This is a genomic window from Pseudomonas rhizoryzae (assembly GCF_005250615.1).
In the GTDB taxonomy this organism is placed as follows: Bacteria; Pseudomonadota; Gammaproteobacteria; order Pseudomonadales; family Pseudomonadaceae; genus Chryseomonas; species Chryseomonas rhizoryzae.
The window spans coordinates 1-19,253 of the sequence record NZ_SULM01000019.1; the positions used below are offsets into that span (position 1 = coordinate 1).

Below are 19,253 nucleotides of genomic sequence, written 5' to 3' on the forward strand. Positions count from 1 at the left end.
CGGGAGTGCGCCGCGCCTGCTCGGCCAGCAGCGTCGGCAGCAGCGGCGTGCGCGGATAGGCTACGGCGGTCTGGTTGCGCGCCGCGACCTGGGCCTGGCACTCGGTGGCATCCAGCAGGCACAACTCGCCCAGCGGCTGGTCGACCAGCTCAGGCAACTGGATCAACAGCGCCTCGAAGGCGGTCGCCAGGCGTTGCACCGTGGCGCGGGAGAAACGCTCGGCGCGATAGCTGTATCTCAGTTGCAGCCGCTCGCCGGCGCTGGCGATCAGCGCCAGGGGATAGTGCACGCCATCGACATGGCTCGGCGTGCCGATGCGCAGCCGCGGAGGGGGACTAGCCAGCGACGCCTCCAGGGGAAAGTTCTCGAACACCAGCAGGGTGTCAAACAGCCCCTGCCCGGCCTGGCCCGCCAGGCGCTGGATCTCGTGCAGCGGCACCTGCTCGTGCTCGCGAATCTCCAGGTTGTAGGCCTGCAGTTGCGGCAGCCACTCGCCCAGGGTGGCGGTGGCGGCCGGCCGCTGGACGATGGGCAGGGTGTTGATGAACAGTCCCAGCAGCTCCTCGGCGGCCGGCAGAGTCGCCGGGCGCCCCGCCACGGTCGCGCCGAAGCACACCTGGGCCTGTCCGGTATGGCGTTGCAGCAATAGGATCCAGGCGGCCTGCAACAGGGTGTTGAGGGTGACCCGCCGAGCCTGGGCGAAGGCTTGCAGGCGCTGGGTAGTGGTCAATTCCAACATCCTGTTCAACGGCTCGGCCGGCTCGTCAACGCGCTCTGCCAGGGGCGCCGGCAGGGCATCGGCCAGGCGGGTGGCACCGTCCAGATCGGCGAGCCGGGCCTGCCAGAAGGCCGTGCCGGCCCCGGCGTCCTGGGCCTGGAGCCAGGCGATGTAGTCGCGGAACTGCCCGGCGGGTACCGCGGGCGTCCGGCCGTCGTAATGCGCCAGCACCTCGCCCAGCAACCGGCTGCTGCTCCAGCCGTCCAGCAGCAGATGGTGGCAGGTCCAGATCAGGCGATAACGCTGCTCGTCCAGCCGCACCAGCGCCAGGCGCTGCAGCGGCGGCTGGAACAGGTCGAAGGGCTCGGCGCGCTGGGTCCGGGCGAGCTGCTCCAGCGCGGACTCGTCGACGTCATGCTCACGCCAGTCGAGCAGCGTCACCGGCAAGGCCGGCGCGCGGGCGACCCACTGCAAGGGTTCGCGCAAAACCGCCACGCCACCTGGCGCCAGGAAGCCGCTGCGCAGGATGGCATGGCGCTGCTGGACGGCACGCCAGGCGCGCACGAACGGCTCGGCGTCCAGGCCCTCCAGGGTCACCGCCAACTGGTTGACGTAGAGCCCATCGCCCGGCCGGTCCAGGGCATGGAACAGCAGGCCCTGTTGCAGCGGCGACAGCGGATAGAGATCCACGACGTCCGCCAACGACAGCGGCAGGTGATCGAGCTGTTGCTGGTCGAGACCGGCCAGGGGCACGTCGCTGGGCGTCAGGCCACGCGGGGTGTCCAGGCACAGGGCGACCAGCGCCTCCAGCTCCGCCTGGAACAGCTGCAGCAGCGCAGCCATGTCGCTGCTCGCGTATTGCGCCGCACTGTAGCTCAGGGTGAAGCCGAGACGACCGCCGAGGACCTGTCCGGTGAGCGTCAGGCGATTGCCCAGGGGGGCCGCCAATTCGACGGTACGCCCGGGCGACTCGGGCGCCAGGCTGAACAGCGCCTCGCGACTGAAGGCCTGGTCGAGCTGCCCCAGGTAGTTGAAGGTGAGCGACGGCTGCGGCAAGGCGGCCAGCGCGGCGCCCTGCTCGCTCAGGTAGCGCAGCACCCCGTAGCCGATCCCGCCACGGGGCACCTGCCGCAGGCGTTCCTTGACTGCCTTGAGGTTGGCCAGGCGCTCGCCGTGGCCCGGCAGGCGCACCGGGTAGAGACTGGTGAACCAGCCCAGGGTACGGTCGAGCACCAGCTCGCTGTCGGCGCTGGGTTGCTCGCGGCCGTGGCCCTCCAGCTGGACCAACGCCTCGGCTTGCCCGCTCCAGGCCCCCAGGGCGCGGCCCAGGGCGGTCAGCAGCAGGTCGTTGATGCGGGTGCGATAGGCCTGACCGGCCTCCTCCAGCAGGCGCCGGGTGGTGGTGGCATCCAGGGCGAAGCGGGCCTCGGCGACCTCGGCCCAGGTCGCCGGGGCCTGCGGATCGCCTAAGGGCAGGCAAGGGGCATGCTGCAGGCAGGCCTGCCAATAAGGCAGTTCAGCGAGCAGTTCGGGGCTGCCGGCCAGGCGCTGGAGCTGGGCCGACCATTCGGCGAAGCTGCTGCCCTCGGTGCCCTCCTCATGGCCGGAACCCGCTGGCGTGAGTGCCTGCCGATAGGCCTGTTGCAATTCCTCCAGCAGCACGCGCCAGGACACGGCATCCACCACCAGATGGTGGATGACCAGCAGCAGGCGCTCACTGCCGTCCGCCAGGCGCAGGTGCAGCAGACGCAACAGCGGTCCGGCGTGGATGTTCAGGCTGCCCTGGGCCTCGTCGAGCAGAGCGGTGAAGGCCTCGGTATCCGCCGCCTCGCGGATCCACAGCAACTCTTCCACGGCCTGGGGCTGGCCGGCGCGGGCCAGCCAAGGCGCGGTCTCGGCAAACACCAGATTGAGCACCGGGTGGCGCGCCAGCACCTGGCGCAGCGCGGCCAGCAACGCCGACCGCTGCAGGGGCTCACGGGGGATCAGCAGGATGCTCTGATTCCAACGCTGGCGCAGCGGCGCCGGCACCTCGGCGAAGAAGCGCGCCTGGATCGGCGTGGGGGCGATGGTGCTGGCGCTCTTGCCTTGCGGTCGCGTCGGCGCGGTCTGGGTTCCCGCCAGCGCCTGGGCCAGTTGGCGCAACGTCTGCCGCTCGAATAACTGCCGTGGGGTGAGTGGGTAGCCCAGCTGACGTACCCGCGCGACGATCTGTAGGCTGAGGATGGAATCGCCACCCAGCTCGAAGAAGTTATCGTCCAAGCCCACCTGTTCGCGCTTGAGCACCTGCTGCCAGATCGCCGCGAGTTGTCCTTCCAGGGCATTCGGGACGGCCACTGGCGGCGTACCGGCGTCCAGGCGACGGGCGAGCTGGCGCACGGTCTGGCTCTCGAACAACTGCCGCGGCGTGAGCGCGTGGCCCAGCTTGCGCAGACGCGCGACGATCTGCAGGCTGAGGATGGAATCGCCGCCCAGCTCGAAGAAATTGTCGTCCGGCCCTAGGCTTTCGCGCTTGAGCACCTGCTGCCAGACGTCGGCCAGTTGCCGTTCGAGGGGCGACAGGACCGTTTCCGGTGCCCGGACCTCGGCCGTGGTGGCGGCCACCAGGGCCTGGCGATCGACCTTGCCGTTGGCCGTGCGCGGAATGCGTTCGACCAGGCTCAGCTGGGCGGGCAGCAACTGCGCCGGCAGGCGTTCGGCCAAGGCCTGCCGCAGGGCCTCGACGCGCTGCCCGGGCGCGACGCAATAGGCCAGCAGGCGTGCCGGCTGGTCCTCCGGCCGCTCGGCCAGGGCCCAGGCGTCGGCGATCCCCGGCAGGCTGGCCAGGACCCGCGTCAGCTCGGCGGGTTCGACGCGGTAGCCACGGATCTTGACCTGGTCATCGACCCGCCCGAGGAATTCGATGGCGCCACTGGCATTCAGCCGAGCCCGGTCACCGGTGCGGTAGAGGCGCTCGCCGCTCCCGTCCGGGTCGGCGACGAAGCGCTCCGCGGTGAGTCCCGGCTGGCCCAGGTAGCCGACGGCCAGGCCAGCGCCGCCGATATAGAGCTCGCCAACCATGCCCGGGGGCACCGGAGCCAGGTGCGCATCGAGCAGGCAGACCCGGGTATTGGCCAGGGGCCGCCCCACGGGCAAACGGGCAGGCGCACGGGCATCCCTTGGCCATTCGTGGGTCAGGACCCCGACGGTGGCCTCGGTCGGACCATAGTGATTGACGATGCGTAACCCGGGCGCCAGCGCGCGGAGCTGATCGAGCAGGTCCGCCGTGCAGGCCTCGCCCCCCAGTACCAGCAGACGCCGCGGCAACAGGGCACGTGGCTCGGGCGCCGCGGCGAGCAGACCACCCAGATGACCGGGGACGATCTTGAGCACCGCGACCTGGGCCTGTGCCAACGCCTGGGCCAGGCGCTCGGCGTCGGCGACCGTCTCGTCGTCGGGCAGGAACAGGCAGCCGCCACTGGTCAGGGCGCCGAATACCGTGGTGTAGCCCAGGTCCGCCGCCACCGACGACAGCATCGCCTGGCATTCCCCCGCCTGGGGCTCCAGGCGTCGAGCCAAGGCCTGGGTGTAGTTCAGCAGGGCACCATGGCTGACCAGCACCCCCTTGGGCCGGCCGGTGGAGCCGGAGGTGAAGACCACATAGGCCGGCTCGTCGGCCGCGGGCGTGACCAACGCTGCCCAGGGCGCGGCGTCCTTGGCCGGAGCGGTGACGCTCAGCGCCCGCTCCGCGAAGGGTCTTCCCTGCTCCCCATCGGCCACCAGCACCTTGACCGCCCCGCTCTCGTCGAGCAGCTCGTGCAACCGGGCCACGGGTTGGCGCGGGTCCAGCGCGACGCAGACGGCGCCGGCCCGGTGTACGGCCAGCAACGCGATGATCCAATCGCGGCCACGCGGTAGGCAGACGCCGACCCGCTGGCCACGCGCCACACCGGCGGCGACCAGGCGCTGCGCCAGACGGGCGGCGGCCAGGTCCAGCTCGGCATAGCTCAGCGCACCACAGGCATCGCGCAGCGCGACGGCCCCGGGAGTCCGGTGGCACCAGTGGGCAAAGGCCTGCAGCCAACTACCGCCGGCCAAGGCCAGATTCTCGCCGGTCAGTCGCGCCACGGCGCCGGGTACCGCCAGTTCGCGCAGCGGCCGCGTCGGGGCGGCGGCTAGCGCCCGCAGCCAGCCGCGGAAATGCGCGGCCAGCGCCTGGATGTTGGCCTCGTCGAACAGATCGGTGGCATAGGTGAAGGCACCCTTAAGGCCCTCGCCCCCAGCCGCTTCGGCCAGGTCCAGCGCCAGGTCGAAGCGGGCGCCGTACTGGGCCTCGTCGACCAGCGACAGCCGCAGCCCGGCCGGACTGGGCAACGCGGACAGATCGAAGCCGAAGTTGAACTTCACCTGCACCAGCGGATTGTGGGCCAGGCTACGCTCGGGTTGCAGCGCCTCCACCAGTTGCTCGAACGGCAGGTCCTGGTTGGCCTGGGCCTCCTGCACCGCCTGACGGGCGTACTCCAACAGCCGGTCGAAGCCCGCCTCGACGCGCACCGGACAGCGCAATACCTGAGTGTTGACGAAGAAGCCCACCACCCGCTCGAGCTCCTGCCGGGTACGGTTGGCCACGGGTACCGCCACGCTGATCTCGGACTGGCCGCTGTAGCGCGCCAGCACCACCTGGAAGGCAGCCAGCAGGACGGTGAACAGGGTGGTGTCGTGGGTCCGGGCCAGCTGGCGCAATGCCGCCCCCTCCTGGGCATCCAGGGTGAAAGGCAGGCTCGCGCCCTGCAGACTTTGCACCGCGGGCCGGGGCCGATCGGTGGGCAGGCGCAGGGGTTCGTGCCGCACCTCGCCCAGGCGGCCGGTCCAGTAGTCGAGTTGCCGCTGCCCCTCAGCGCCGGCCAGCAGCGCCTGCTGCCAGTGGGCGAAGTCGGCGTAGCGCACCGGCAGCGGCGCGAAGTCGGGTTTCTCACCGCCGGCATAGGCGCTGTAGGCGGTGGCGAACTCCTCGATGAGGATCGCTAGGGACCAGCCATCGGCGGCGATGTGGTGCAGGGTCAGCAGCAGCACATGCTCCTCCTCGTCCAGCCGCAGCAGCTGCAGGCGCAGCAGCGGTCCCCGCTCCAGATCGAAGGGGTGCAGAGCCTCTTCGCGGGCCAGGCGGGCGACTTCCCACTCCCGGGCGGCCGGTTCCAGCGCGCGCAAGTCCTGCACCGCAATGACCTGGTCGCCGGCCGGCTGCAGCCGCGGCCGGACCTGGCCGTCGCTCTCGTCGAACAGGGTGCGCAGGCTCTCGTGGCGTGCCACCAGGGCGCTGAAGGTCCGCTCCAGGGCAGCCAACACCAGCGGCCCCTGCAGGCGCAGGGCGGCCGGGATGTTGTAGGCCGCGCTCACGGGGTCGAGGCGCCAGAGGAACCACAGGCGGCTTTGCGCCGGTGAGGCCACCGGCACCCGATCGTCGTCCAAGCGCCGCAACGGCGGTACGGCGGTCGCCACGGGCGGTTTCGCCAGGCGCTGCACGAAGTCGGCGAACACCGGCGTCTCGAAGACCCAGCGCAACGGGCACTCCAGCCCCAGTTCGAACTTGAGTCGCGCGACCAGTCGAGTAGCCAGCAGGGAATGCCCGCCCAGGTCGAAGAAGTCGTCCGTGCGCTCCAGGGCGGGGAGCTCCAGCAGCTCCTGCCAGAGCGCCGCCACCCGGATCTCCAACTCGCCTCGTGGCGCCTCGCGCGGTGCCGTAGTGGATACCGGCGCCGGCAGCAGACGTCGATCCACCTTGCCATTGGGCGACAGCGGCAGGGCGTCGAGCACCAGGATCTGGCTGGGGACCTGATGATCGGGCAGTTGCAGGCGCAAGGCCTCGCGGAGGGTACGGCCGTCCAAGGTCGCTCCCGCCTGGGCGGTCACGTAGGCGGCGAGGTAACGACCCTGAGCGCCTTCCACCGCGTCCACCACCGCTTCGCGTACGCCCGGTAGCTGGCGCAACTGCGCCTCCACCTCACCGGATTCGATGCGGAAGCCACGGATCTTCAACTGGCCGTCGAGGCGGCCGAGATAATCAAGGGCGCCATCCGCCCGCTGCCGCACCCGGTCACCGGTGCGATACATCCGCCCGCCGGCCAGGAAGGGATCGGCGATGAAACGCTCCGCGGTGAGCCCCGGGCGCTTCAGGTAGCCGCGCGCCAGGCCCGGACCGCCGATATGCAACTCGCCGGCAACGCCGAACGGGACCGGCTGCAGGTCGGCGTCCAGGATATAGAGTCGCCGCTCGCCCACGGCGCTGCCGATGGGCGCGTAGGCGGCGCCACACGGCTGGTCCGGTTGCGCCTTCCACAGCAGGGGGGTGATGACCGTCTCGGTGGGTCCGTAGCCGTTGATCAGGTGTTGCGGGCGCAGGGCCTGCCAGGCCTGCCGGTAGCTGGCCTCGGGCACGGCGTCGCCACCGAAGCAGTAGATGCGTACCGGCACCGCCCAACCGACCCGCTCGGCGTGTTCGGCCAGTTGCTGCAGGTAGGCTGGCGGAAAGGCCGCCACCGTCACGCCGAAGCGCTGCAGCGCCGCCTGGGTCTGTTCCGGCGTCCAGAGCTCGTCGCCGCGCAGCACCAGGCTGCCGCCATGGGCCAAGGTCGCCAGCCAGCGTTCCTGGACGCCATCGAAGGCGAACGACATGAACAGCAATTCGCGATCCGCCGGGCTCAGGGCGTAGCGCTCACCGATGGCCTGGCAATGCATGTCCAGTTCGCCGTGGGCCACGGCCACGCCCTTGGGCTGGCCGGTGGAACCGGAGGTATAGATGACGTAGGCCAGTTGGCCGGGATGGAGGTCCGGCCAGGCCGGCGGAGCCGCCCCCTCCTCCGCCAGCAATTCCTCCACAGCCAGACACTGCACACCCGGCGGCAACGGCAGGCGGCCCGCCACCGCGCGGCTAGTCAGCACCCAGTGCGCGCCGCAGTCCTGCAGCAGATAGGCCAGCCGCTCCCGTGGATAGTCGATGTCCAGCGGCACATAGGCGCCGCCGGCCTTGAGCACGGCCAGTAGGGCCGTCGGCAATTCGAGACCGCGCGGTAGCGCCACCGCCACCCGCGCTTCGGCCCGCAGCCCGCGCCACCACAAGGCGGCAGCCAGACGCTCGCTGCGCTGGTGCAGCTCGGCATAGCCGAGCTGACCCTGCTCGGTCAGCAGCGCCGCGCGCTCGGGTTGCCGCTGCGCCTGGGCGACGATACGGCCGACGATGCCACTGCGCGACCAGCGCCCCGCGGCATCGCCATGCAGCTCGGGCAGCGCCAGCCAGCCGAAGTCGGCGACCGAGCGCTCCCAGGATGTCTCCAGCAAGGCGCCCAGTAGCGCCTGATAGTCCGCCAGCAGGCGGGCGACGGTCGCGTCCTCGAATAGCGCCGCGGCATAGGTGAATTCGCAATCCAGCCGACCATCGGCCTGCTCCAGGGCATCCAGGGCCAGGTCGAACTTGGCCACCGGCGGCGCATCGTCTAGCAACCGGGCGTTCAGCCCAGCCATCGCCAGCGTCTGCCAGGCCTCGCGCCGCTGATGGTTGAACAGCACCTGGAAAGGCCCGTTGCCGGTGGCGCCACGTTCGGCCGAGGAGGTCTCGCACAGCCGCTCCAGGGGCAGCTCACCCTGGGTCTGGGCTTCCAGTGCCTCGCGCTGCACCGTCGCCAGGAAGGTCCCCAGGCTCAAGCCCGGGTCGCGCGGCGCACGCAGCACCAAGGTATTGACGAAGCAGCCGATCAGCCCGCTGGTTTCGGCCCGGGCACGCCCGGCGACCGGCATGCCGAGGCGCACGTCGCGCTGCCCGGCATGGCGCTGCAGCAGCAGCATGAAGCCACCCAGCAGCAGGTACGGCAGGGTGAGGCCCTGAGCCTGTGCGCGCTGACGCAGCGCGGCCACTACCGACGCCTCCAGGCGCAGGCGCAAGCGGGCGCCCCGGGTATCCAGCTGCGCGGGCCGCGGGTGGTCGAGCGGCAATTGCAAGACCGGCGTCTCCGCGCCGAGATAATCACGCCACCACTGGCGCTGGCGCTCGGCGTCGCCGGCGGCCAGGCGTTCCTGTTGCCAATGGGCATAATCGGCGAATTGCAACGGTAGCGCGGGCAGCACGGCCTGCGGCTCGGCATAGAGTGCCGCCAACTCGCGCAGGAAAATCTCCACCGAGACGCCATCGGCCACCACGTGGTGCAGGCTCACCAGTAGTTGCTGGCGTCCTGCGGCCAGGTGCAGCAGTTGCACCCGCAACAGCGGACCGCGCTCCAGGTCGAAGGGCCGCAGGGCGAAGGCTTCGCGCTGCGCCGCGGCGTCTTCCGGGGCCGCCGTCAGATCCAGTCGCTCCAGCACCAGCTCGCAGCTGTCATCGATGCGTTGCCAGGTGCCCTGGGCATCCTCGTAGAACCGGGTGCGCAGACTTTCGTGGCGCTGCACCAAGGCTCGCAGAGCCTCTTGCAGGCGCGTCGGGTCCAGCTCACCGTCCAGCTCCAAGGCACCGGCGATGTTGTAGGCCGGGCTGTCCGGATCCAGACGCCAGAGGAACCACAGGCGTTGCTGCAGCCCGGTCAAGGGCAGCGGCCGGCCGCGGTCGGCGGGGGGGATGGGCAGGCGCTCGGCGATGTCGATGCCCTTCTTGGCCAGGACCGCAGTCAACGCCCGGCGCTGGGCGGGGGTGAGCTGCTGCAGGGACAACGTGAGGTCATTCATTACAGATTCTCTTGATCCGCGCGCTCGGCGAGCGCCAGTAGTTCGGCTTCGGACAACCCCTCGAGGGCGGCCAGGGCGGCGGCGACTTCTTGGTCGACGGCGGCGCTCGGAGCGTGCCGTTGCGCCAGCTCCACGCGCCGGGCCAGCGCCGCCAGGTCGCTGGCGGCGAACAGCTCGCGCAACGGCAACTCGACACCGAAACGCTGGTTGATCCGGGCCAGCAACTGGACCGCCAGCAGCGAATGCCCGCCCAGCTCGAAGAAATTGGCCGTGCGACTCACCCGCGCGCGCCCCAGGGCCTCGGCCCAGAGTTCTGCCAGGGCCGTCTCGGTGGCACCCTGGGGCGGCTGGTGCTGGCGCTCCTGGCTGTCGTGCTGGGGTTCGGGCAACCCCGCCTCGTCGAGCTTGCCATTGACGGTCAACGGCCATTGCGGCAGGACGAACAGCCGCGCGGGCACGGCCTGAGCCGGCAGCGCCTGACGCAGGCATTCCCGCAATCCGGACTCGTCCAGCGCCGCTCCGGAGGCGGCCAGCGCATAACCGACCAGCACCTCGGCGCCACTGGCATCGCGGCGCAGCCGCACCAGGGCGTCGGCCACCCCGGGGACGGCCCGCAACTGTGCCTCCACCTCGCCCAGCTCGATGCGGAACCCGCGTAGCTGGACCTGGCGATCGGCGCGCCCGAGGTACTGCATGCCGGTTTCCGGTGACCAGCGCGCCAGGTCACCGGTGCGATACAGGCGTGCGCCCGCGACCCAGGGATGGGCGACGAAGCGCTCCGCGGTCAGCCCCGGGCGGCCAAGGTAGCCGCGGGCCAGGCCGGCTCCGCCGATGTGCAACTCGCCCACCATCCCCGGTGGGACCGGCTCGCCGCGCGCGTCGAGCAGATACCAGTCGAGGTCCGCCAGGGGCGTGCCGATCAGGCTGGGACCGTCCAGGTCGGCCACCGCCAAGGTGCGCGCGGTCACGTGGACGGTGGTCTCGGTAATGCCGTACATGTTCACCAGGCGCGGCCGCTCGGCACCGAAGCGCTCGAACCAGGGCCGCAGCAGGGCCGGCTCCAGGGCTTCGCCACCGAAGATCACATAGCGCAGCGGCGACGGCCGCGGATCGGCCACTGCCACCGGGATCAGGCCACGGAACGCCGAGGGCGTCTGGTTCAGCACCGTGACGCCCTCCTCCTGCAGCAATGCCTGCAGGGACTCGGGCGAGCGGCTGGTCAGCCAGGGCACCACCACCAGACGACCGCCGTGCAGCAGGGCGCCGAAGACTTCCCAGACCGAGAAGTCGAAGGCATAGGCATGGAACAGCGTCCAGACATCCTGGGCGTCGAAACGGAATTCCGCCGAGGCGCTCTCGAACAGCCGCAGCACGTTGCCCTGGGTCACCTGGACACCCTTGGGCGTACCGGTGGAACCCGAGGTATAGATGACGTAGGCCAGGTGCTCAGGGCGCACCTGGCGCGGCGGATTGATTGCGGTCCGATGCTCGGCCCAGTCGTCCAGGTACAGGGTTTCCCGGTCCTGCGCCCAGGGCTGGTCATCCAGCAAGCCGCGACTGGTCAGCAACAGACGCGCGCCACTGTCGTCGCACATGAAGGCCAGGCGCTGGGCCGGATAGCTCGGATCGAGCGGCAAGTAGGCGCCGCCGGCCTTGAGGATGGCCAGCAAGCCCACCACCAGCTCCAGGGAACGTTCCACTGCCAGCCCGACCAGTACCTCGGCCCCGACGCCGCGGCGTTGCAGCTCATGGGCCAGGGCATTGGCCCGGGCATTGAGATCGGCATAGCTGAGCCGCGCCGTACCCCAGGTCACGGCGCTGGCCTGCGGCTGGCGTGCGGCCTGCGCCTCGATCAGGCCGGCCAGGTCCGCAACGGCCCAGCGCACTCCGGGCGGGGTCTGACACGGCCGCTGGTTCCAGGCCAGCACCTGCGCTCGCGCCTGCGCTGGACTCTGCCAGGCCAGGTGCGCGACCGGTGTAGCCTGGGGCACCGCCAGTTGTTCGAGCAGGCCCAGCCACCGCTCGGCAAAGGCCTCGAGGGTCTCACGCTCGAACAGGTCGCAACGATAGACCAGACGCGCCGACAGCGCGGTTCCGCACTCCAGGGTGTGCAGCGACAGATCGAACGGTGTCTGCCGCTGGACCAGCGCAAAGGCTTCCACCTCCAGCCCCGGCCAGGCGGCGAGCTCCGTGGCGGGCCGCCACTGGTGGTCGTAGACCACCTGGAACAACGGATGGATTCCCGCGAGGCGTTGCGGACGCAGCGCCTCGACGATCTGTTCGAACGGCAACTCGCCGTGCGCCTGGGCCGCCAGCAGCTCGTCGCGGACCTGGGCCAGCAGGGTGGCGACCGTGGCGTCCTCGGCCAGGTCCAGGCGCAACGGCAACAGATTGACGAAGAACCCCACCAACGGCTCCAGTTCGCGGCGATTACGCCCGGCCGTGGTTACCCCGATACAGACATCGCGCTGGCGGCCATAGCGACTCAGGACCTGCTGGAAGGCCGCCAGCAGCAGCATGGGCAAGGTCACCCCGCGGGCGACGGCCAGGCGCCGCAGTGCCTCGGTTTGGGCGTTGTCCAGGGTCATCTTCACCTCGGCGGCCGGTCCTTGGGCCGCCCCCGTGCGCGGACGATCCAGCGGCAGCGCCAGCATCTCCGGCACGCCGGCCAGACGCTGCTGCCAATAACGGAGCTGGCGCACGCCCTCGGCCCCGGCCAGGCGCGCCCGCTGCCAGCGAGCGAAGTCGCCATAGGCGATGGCCAAGGGGGGCCAGGCGGGTTGGGTGTTCTGAAGGGCCGCCCGGTAACCCTCGGCGAATTCCTCCAGCAACAGATTCAGCGACCAACCGTCCGCGGCGCTGTGGTGAGTACAAAGTTGCAGGGTATGCCGCTGCTCGGCCGCGGACAGTACCGCGACGCGCAGCAAGGGCCCCGTGTCCAGGGCGAAGGGGGCGTCGGCCGCCTGATCGAGGGCCGCGGGATCGGCCGGCAGGTAGCGGATCTCGACGGGAGCCGCCGGCAGCACCTCGGCCTCGGGCTGGCCCGCCCGCTCGATCACCCGGGTCCGCAGGGGCGCATGGCGGGCGACCAGACCATCCAGCGCCTTCTGCAAGGCCTGGTGATCCAGACTGCCGCGCAGGTGCAGGCGCCCGGCCAGATTGTAGGCCGCGTTGTCCGGCTCCAGACGCCAGAGGAACCACAGGCGATTCTGCGCCGGAGACAGCTGGTGGTGCTCGGCCTCGCTCAGCGCCACCAAGGCCGGCTCGGCGTCCGCCGCAGCAGCGGTCAGGTGTTGGGCCAGCTCGCCCAGGGTCGGCGCCGCGAACAGCGTCGCCAAGGGCAGCTCCAGGCCCAGTTGCTCGCGCACCCGACTGGTCAGTTGCACCGCCTTCAGCGAATTGCCGCCGAGGGCGAAGAAATGCGCCGCGCGCTGTTGTGGCCGGACGTCCAGCACCTCTTCCCAGAGCGCCGCCAGGCGACTTTCCAGCGCGTCCAGGGTATCGACCGCGACCGCGACCGGCGCCGCCGTGGCCAACAACGACAACTCACCGGCCTCCAGCAGGCGGCGGCAGGCCGAACGCTGCAGCTTGCCGCTGGAGGTCTTGGGCATGCCGCCCGGCTCCAGCAGCGCCACCTGTTGCGGCGCCTCGCCATGCACCTCGGTCACGGCCTGGCGGATAGTCGCGGCCAGCGCGGCGGTGTCCAGATCGCGCAGCCGGTTGCGCGCCACCTCGGCGGCGATACCGATGCCGGGCGTGCCGCTGGCATCGCTCACGGCGAAGGCCGCGACGCGTCCCTTGCGCAACGCCGGCGCGGCCATTTCCACGGTCAGCTCAATGTCTTGCGGATAAAGATTCTGACCGCGCAGGATCAGCAGGTCTTTCAAGCGGCCAGTGACGAAGAGCTCGCCGTCCAGCAGTACCCCCAGGTCGCCGGTGCGCAGCCAGCGCCGCCCTTCGCGCTCGACGAACGTCTCGGCGGTCGCCACGGGATTGCGCCAGTAGCCACGTGCGACGCTGGGACCGCTGGTCCAGATCTCGCCGACCTGGCCCGACTCCGTCAGTGCGCCGCTGTCGGCATCCACCAGCAGCAGGTGCTGGCCGGGGCAGGCGTAGCCGCAGGCGGCCAGTTGCAGATCGCTACCCGCCGCAGCGCGCCCGGCGGCCAGGGCGGCGCGATCGAAGCCGCGTCGTCCGATCCCGCCACCCGGAGTGCCGCCGCTGACATAGAGGGTTGCCTCGGCCAAGCCGTAGCAGGCCATGAAGGCTGCCGGATCGAAGCCTGCCGGCGCGAAGCGCTCGGCGAACAAATCGAGGGTATCCGGACGGATCGGCTCCGCTCCGGAAAATGCCACCCGCCAGCGCGACAGATCCAACTCCGCCACGGCGCTGTCGCGCAGGCGTTCGGCGCACAGTCGATAGGCGAAGTCGGGGCCGCCGCTGACGGTGCCGCCATAACGCGCCACCGCCTGCAGCCAGCGCAGCGGTCGTTGCAGGAAATGCAGCGGCGACATCAACACGCAGGGAATGCCGCTGTAGATGGCCTGCAGCAGACCGCCGATCAACCCCATGTCATGGTAGAGCGGCAGCCAACTGACCATGACGTCGTCGCTGCCGATGCCTAACCCCTGGCGAATGGCTGCCTCGTTGGCCGCCAGGTTGCCATGGGTAACCTCGACGCCCTTGGGCGTGGCGGTCGAACCGGAGGTGTACTGCAAGAAGGCGACCTGCTCGGGCGCCGGCAGGCACGGCTGCCAGTCGGCCGGCACCGGCAGGTCGTCGGTGGCCAGCACCAGGGGAGCCTCGGCGCCCTGGCCGCAGGCCTGCTGCAAGGTTGCCTGCAGGCTGCCCTGGGTCAGCACCAGGCGCGGCGCGCAGTCGGTGAGAATACCTTGCAGCCGGGCCAGATGCTGCGGGCGCAGGGATTCCGGTGGATAGGCCGGCACGGCGATGACACCGGCATAGAGACAGCCGAAGAAGGCCGCGACGTAGTCCGGTCCGCTGGGATACAGCAGGACGGCCCGCGCGCCGGGTTCGGCTTCGACAAGCAGGCGGCAGGCGATGGCACGCGCCCGGGCATCGAGTTCGCGATAGGTCAGAGGGGTCTCGCCCTGCTCATCGAGAAAGCGCAGGGCCAACCGTTCGGGGGCAACCCGAGCCCATTCGACCAAGGCCGCGGCCAGGCCTCGTTCGTCGTCAAAGCGACCGTCCATTGCATCGTCCTGTAGGCAGGCGAACACAGCCCCGCGAGGGGCCGCGTTCAAAGGGTTTCGTTGAGATTGGAATGGCCTTCGGCCATGGCCACGATGACCTTGCGCGGTCCCTCGAAAGGGGCGCGGGCATGGGCGACCAGCATGTTGTCGAGCATCAGCACATCGCCGCTCTGCCAGGGAAAGCTGACCTTTTCCTCTTCCAGCACGCCCCGTACGTCGTCCAGCAGGTCGGCCTCGATGGGGCTACCGTCGCCGTAGTAGACGTTGCGGGGCAGATCTGCCTCGTCGACGATCTCCAGCAGCGATTCGCGTACCTCGGGTGGCAGGTTGGAGACGTGAAACAGGTGAGCCTGGTTGAACCACACCGCCTCACCGGTCCGCGGATGGCGGGCGGTCGCCTGGCAGCGCTGCCGGGTGCGCAATTCGCCGTCGTCCTTCCACAGGCAATCGATGCCACGCGGTCGGCAATAGGCCTCGACCGCCTGGCGGTCGGAGGTGTTGAACACCTGCTCCCAGGGCACATCCAGGCCATTGCCGAAATTGCGCGTATAGAGCAGACCGCGCGCCTCGAAGCGCTCACGGATCGCCGCGCCCAGGCGGGCATGGATCGCGCGACTGTCGGCGATCGGCGTTTCGCCGCCGCGCTGGGCGGCCACCAGGCTGTAGAACCAGATGCGCAACGGCCATTCACGGGTATAGGCCTGCTCGTTGTGCAATGGGATGTGCTGGTGCGCCGGATACTCGGTGGAGGTGTACACCCCCTGCGTCACGTTGCTACGGGGCGTCGAGCCGAACTCGTAATTGAGCAGCGGCTGGCCGAAGCCGGCGGCGAAACTGCGGAAGCGCTCGGCCTCCCCCACGCTGAAACCGCGGAAAAGCAGTCCGCCGCAGCGCTCCAGGCGCTCGTCCACCAGCGGCCGGAGCGCCGCCTGGACGTCGAGCAGATCGATGCCCGGTGCGCGAGCCTCGACCAGCAGCGGCAGGGCACCCGGCACTCCGGGCAAGGTCTCGATACGGAACAACTCGCTATTCATGCGGGCTTCGCCTCCCCGGCCGTCGCGACGGCCGCTTGCAGGTGGGCCACGAGCACTCCGAGCACCTCGGACTCCTGGCTGTTGATGAAGAAGTGATCGCCCTGGAACCAGTCCAGGCTGAAGGCCCCCCGGGTTTCCTGCTGCCAGGCCTGCATCACCACCTCGCTGGCGTCGTCCTCGCGCCCGGCGAAGACATGCAGCGAGCAGCTCAGGGGCGGTCGCGCCAGCGGCTGGTAATGCCCGCAGAGGTGAAAGTCAGCGCGCAGCACCGGCAGGGTAAGGGCCATCAGCTCGGCGTCCTCGAGCACTGCCGAGGCCGTTCCACCTAGGCTGCGTAGCCGCGCGATCAGCGACTCGTCGGAAAGCGCCCCGCGCAGCTCGGCATCGTCACGCCGGGTCGGCGCCTCGGTGCCGGAGGCCAACAGCGCGCGCGGCGCCGGGGCTCCCTGCTCACTCAGGGCATGGGCCATCTCCAGCGCCAGTAGGGCACCGAGGCTGTGGCCGAACAGGGCATAAGGGCGTGCGGTAGCCGGTGCGATCTCGGCCGCCAACTGGCGCGCCAGGAGGCGCAGGTCGGTGGCGAAAGGCTCGTCGAAGCGTCGACCGCGCCCCGGCAGCTCCACCGGCCGCACCTCGATCCAGGCGGGCAGCAACCGGCGCCAGCGGGCATATACCATGGCGCTGGCGCCGGAATGGGGCAGGCAGAACAGTTGCAAAGCCATGACTCATTTGCCCGCCTGGACATCCATGGCCTGGCGCAGGCTTAGCGGCCGCATGTCGGTCCAGGTGCGCTCGACGTAGTCAAGGCACTCCTGCTTGGAACCTCGCGTCCCGGTCTCGCGCCAACCGGCGGGTACCGCCTTGTAGTCGGGCCACAGCGAGTACTGCTCCTCGTGATTCACCAGAACCTTGAAGGTCGCGTCTTCTTGATCAAATGCCATGTCGTTCTCCTCTGGATATTAGGCCTACTACCGCTGGATCACCGGGGTAAAAGCCGCTTCTCAAAGGAAGACGCGCGACCAGAGAAATTAATTAGCCACTGTTCATAGGCGCCTCCAACGCACGGTTGTGACCGACACCTCTGCTCCGGAGGAGAAAACCGCCCGTGGCCGGCGCGAGCACAAGGCCCGCTTTGTAAAATGGTTGTAAACCATTCTCATTAACATTAGATTTGTCAGCCCATCGCAGCAGGAGGCCAAACCATGTCCGTTCGCCCCGATCCTCTTCCCCAAGAGGGCTTCGAGTCCCTGCAGGAAATCTATCTGAGCAATCGGCCATCCCTGCTCAACGTGGCCACCCGTATTACCGGCTGCCGCAGCCATGCGGAGGATGTGGTGCAGGACGCGTTTTTCCGCTTGAAACGCTCGTCCTTATCCAATATCCGTTCGCAGATCAGCTATCTCTTCCAGGTCGTACGTAACCTCTCCATCGACCATTACCGCAAGCAGACGCTGGAACACCGCTACGCAGCTCCTGAAGAAGAGGGGCTGGATGTGGTCAACCACTCTGCTACCCCAGAAGAAATCAATGCTCAGCAGCAGACACTCGAGCTGGTACAGCAAGCATTGGCGCAGTTGCCGGAGCGAACGCGCTACGCCTTCGAGGCCTACCGCCTGCAAGGCCGCCCCCAAAAAGATATCGCGCGGGACCTTGGGGTATCCCCTACCCTCGTCAACTTCATGATTCGCGATGCGATGGTGCACTGTCGCGCAGAAGTACAGCGGCGTGATAGCGAGCTCGCCCGACGCTATTGACGGTGATAAGACCGGTGATTGAGCAAGCTGCTCTCGCCAAAGCGATCTCTGCACCCCTCAGCCAGGCCGAGGGGTGCAGAGATCGTCATGCCGGGAGTTGATAGGTACCGGGTACGACGCGCTCGAAGTAGCGCTCGTCCTGAACGACCTGCCGAATCTTGGCCTCCCAGCGGCAATTGACGTACCGCGACGCGCCAGCGTGATGCCTTGCATGGCCTACCGACGCAGCTTTCCCATCAAGATGCCGTAGGTAATGCCGCACTCAATGGCGTCGTGGATGTTCATCAAAGCCAGCTCCAGCACCTCAATGAACTCCCCATCGCCATGTGGCTCATATCCCACCGGCTGGATTCACCCAGACGTTCCCGCTGTACTGGATCATGCCCAGGTAGGCCGGGTGCCAGAAGTAGGAATATGTAGTGCTCTACTCACCCCGAACACCTTTTAGGCGAAGATGATCGCCATACAGAGGTATCCAATCAGCAAACAACGTTGCTCTTTCACGCCCAAGTTCAAGCGCGAGGCGGCAAGCCTGGTGCTGGATCAAGGCTATAGCCGTATCAAAGCAGCTCGTTCGTTAGGACTGGTCGAATCGGCACTGCGTCGCTGAGTCGATCAACTACAGGCAGATAGCTAGACTGCCAACAAGGGCCTGGAATGGATGGGCAGGATGCTCGAACGCTTTCCCGCAGCAGCAGGGTTAGGCGTCCATGCCAGTTATAACGGGATTCTAGGCGCTCCTGACTAGAGCTCGACGTCACTCGAAGGCGGGAATAGATTCGCTACAGAGGCTGTTTTGAGCGCTCAGAAACGCAAAAACCCTCCTTGCGGAGGGTTTTTGGTGAAGATGGTGGGTCGTGTGGGATTCGAACCTACGACCAATTGGTTAAAAGCCAATTGCTTTTGATCCACCACTGCACCCAGGCGCGACGCACCTCTCAGTGAAAACAAGCGGCCTCTAATGAACCCATTAGAGGCTGCAAATTTGAAAACTACATCCAAGATTTCTGGCAAGGGCGGTACCGGAAAAACCACGTCGGTAGCCAACCTAGGCGCTTTCTGCGCCGATGCCGGGCTCCGTACCCTACTGATCGATCTGGACCCCGTCCAGCCTTCCCTTTCCTCGTACTACGACCTGGTCGAGCCCGCCCCCTGCGGCGTCTTCGAGCTGATCGCCAGCAACGAGACCCGCCTCGATCGCATTGTCTCCAAGACAAATATCCAGAACCTGTCGCTGATCTATTCCAACGATCCGCACAATCACCTGATCAACCTCCTCCTGCAGGCACCTGATGGCCGGCTTCGCCTGGCTCATCTCAAGGACATCTTCCGGGATGACTTCGACCTGGTGCTGATCGATACGCAGGGCGCTCGTACCGTGCTCCTCGAGATGGTGATGCTCGCTTCGGATCTCGCCGTCTCCCCCCTCCCCCCTGAAATGCTGTCCGCCCGTGAATTCAACCGCGGCACTCTCCAGATGTTGGAGGGGCTTCGGCCCTACGCTCGCCTTGGGCTGCCGATACCGCCCATCAAGGCCGTCGTGAACGGACTTGATCTCACCTCAGACGCTCGCCAGCTGGATGCGACGATCCGCCAGACCTTCAGAGATCATCCCGACATTCAGGTCACGAGCACCATCATTCCTAAGGCGGTCGTCTACCGAGAGTCCGCGACTCGTGGCATCCCAGCTCATCGCCTTGAATACCGCCAGCCCTCTGACCGCAAGGCCCCAGCGGCACTGCAGGTCATACGTGACCTCGCCATCGAACTCTTCCCTGAGTGGGCTGATCGCTTCACGGCCATGAATGAGTCGGTTGTGCATGCCCTGGTGAAAGAGGGCAAGTGA

General features: G+C 68.5%; 7 protein-coding genes and 1 pseudogene. 3 read left to right on the forward strand and 5 right to left on the reverse strand.

The genetic code is table 11. The features are described from left to right. The 5 genes from FAZ11_RS22785 to FAZ11_RS22805 form a co-directional block, all read right to left on the reverse strand. Nucleotides 1-9,406 (reverse strand): non-ribosomal peptide synthetase (locus tag FAZ11_RS22785; RefSeq protein ID WP_137283168.1); only part of this gene is annotated, 9,406 nt, incomplete at its 3' end. Further along, a complete protein-coding gene (locus tag FAZ11_RS22790) occupies nucleotides 9,406-14,619 on the reverse strand; it encodes a non-ribosomal peptide synthetase (RefSeq protein WP_058773050.1) in 5,214 nt (1,737 codons plus the stop codon). The genes FAZ11_RS22790 and FAZ11_RS22785, both read right to left, overlap by 1 nt. A 47-nt stretch (nucleotides 14,620-14,666) precedes the next feature. Further along, on the reverse strand, nucleotides 14,667-15,653 hold the full coding sequence (locus tag FAZ11_RS22795; RefSeq protein ID WP_058773049.1) for a TauD/TfdA family dioxygenase: 987 nt from the start codon (nucleotides 15,651-15,653) through the stop codon (nucleotides 14,667-14,669). Then, nucleotides 15,650-16,375: a thioesterase II family protein gene (locus tag FAZ11_RS22800; RefSeq protein ID WP_058773048.1), complete on the reverse strand. Its 726-nt coding sequence runs from the start codon at nucleotides 16,373-16,375 to the stop codon at nucleotides 15,650-15,652. The genes FAZ11_RS22795 and FAZ11_RS22800 overlap by 4 nt, the downstream gene beginning before the upstream one ends. Before the next feature lie 3 nt (nucleotides 16,376-16,378). Next, complete coding sequence (locus FAZ11_RS22805; RefSeq protein ID WP_058761231.1) at nucleotides 16,379-16,594, reverse strand: MbtH family protein; 216 nt, start codon at nucleotides 16,592-16,594, stop codon at nucleotides 16,379-16,381. 261 nt (nucleotides 16,595-16,855) lie between these two features. Here FAZ11_RS22805 and FAZ11_RS22810 point away from each other — a divergent pair, with 261 nt between their 5' ends. From FAZ11_RS22810 to FAZ11_RS22820, 3 genes and pseudogenes are all read left to right on the forward strand, one after another. Then, on the forward strand, nucleotides 16,856-17,407 hold the full coding sequence (locus tag FAZ11_RS22810) for an RNA polymerase factor sigma-70 (protein WP_058773047.1): 552 nt from the start codon (nucleotides 16,856-16,858) through the stop codon (nucleotides 17,405-17,407). Between the two features lie 478 nt (nucleotides 17,408-17,885). Beyond that, a pseudogene (locus FAZ11_RS22815) lies at nucleotides 17,886-18,014 on the forward strand (transposase); the annotation flags it as partial. 378 nt (nucleotides 18,015-18,392) lie between these two features. Then, the gene (locus FAZ11_RS22820; RefSeq protein WP_137279567.1) at nucleotides 18,393-19,253 is read left to right on the forward strand and encodes a ParA family protein; all 861 of its coding nucleotides are present in this window, start codon (nucleotides 18,393-18,395) and stop codon (nucleotides 19,251-19,253) included.

Coding starts and splice junctions, on each gene's coding strand:
- FAZ11_RS22795 (WP_058773049.1), bottom strand. CDS start 15,653: ATGAATAGCGAGTTGTTCCGTATCGAGACCTTGCCCGGAGTGCCGGGT.
- FAZ11_RS22805 (WP_058761231.1), bottom strand. CDS start 16,594: ATGGCATTTGATCAAGAAGACGCGACCTTCAAGGTTCTGGTGAATCAC.
- FAZ11_RS22790 (WP_058773050.1), bottom strand. CDS start 14,619: ATGGACGGTCGCTTTGACGACGAACGAGGCCTGGCCGCGGCCTTGGTC.
- FAZ11_RS22800 (WP_058773048.1), bottom strand. CDS start 16,375: ATGGCTTTGCAACTGTTCTGCCTGCCCCATTCCGGCGCCAGCGCCATG.
- FAZ11_RS22810 (WP_058773047.1), top strand. CDS start 16,856: ATGTCCGTTCGCCCCGATCCTCTTCCCCAAGAGGGCTTCGAGTCCCTG.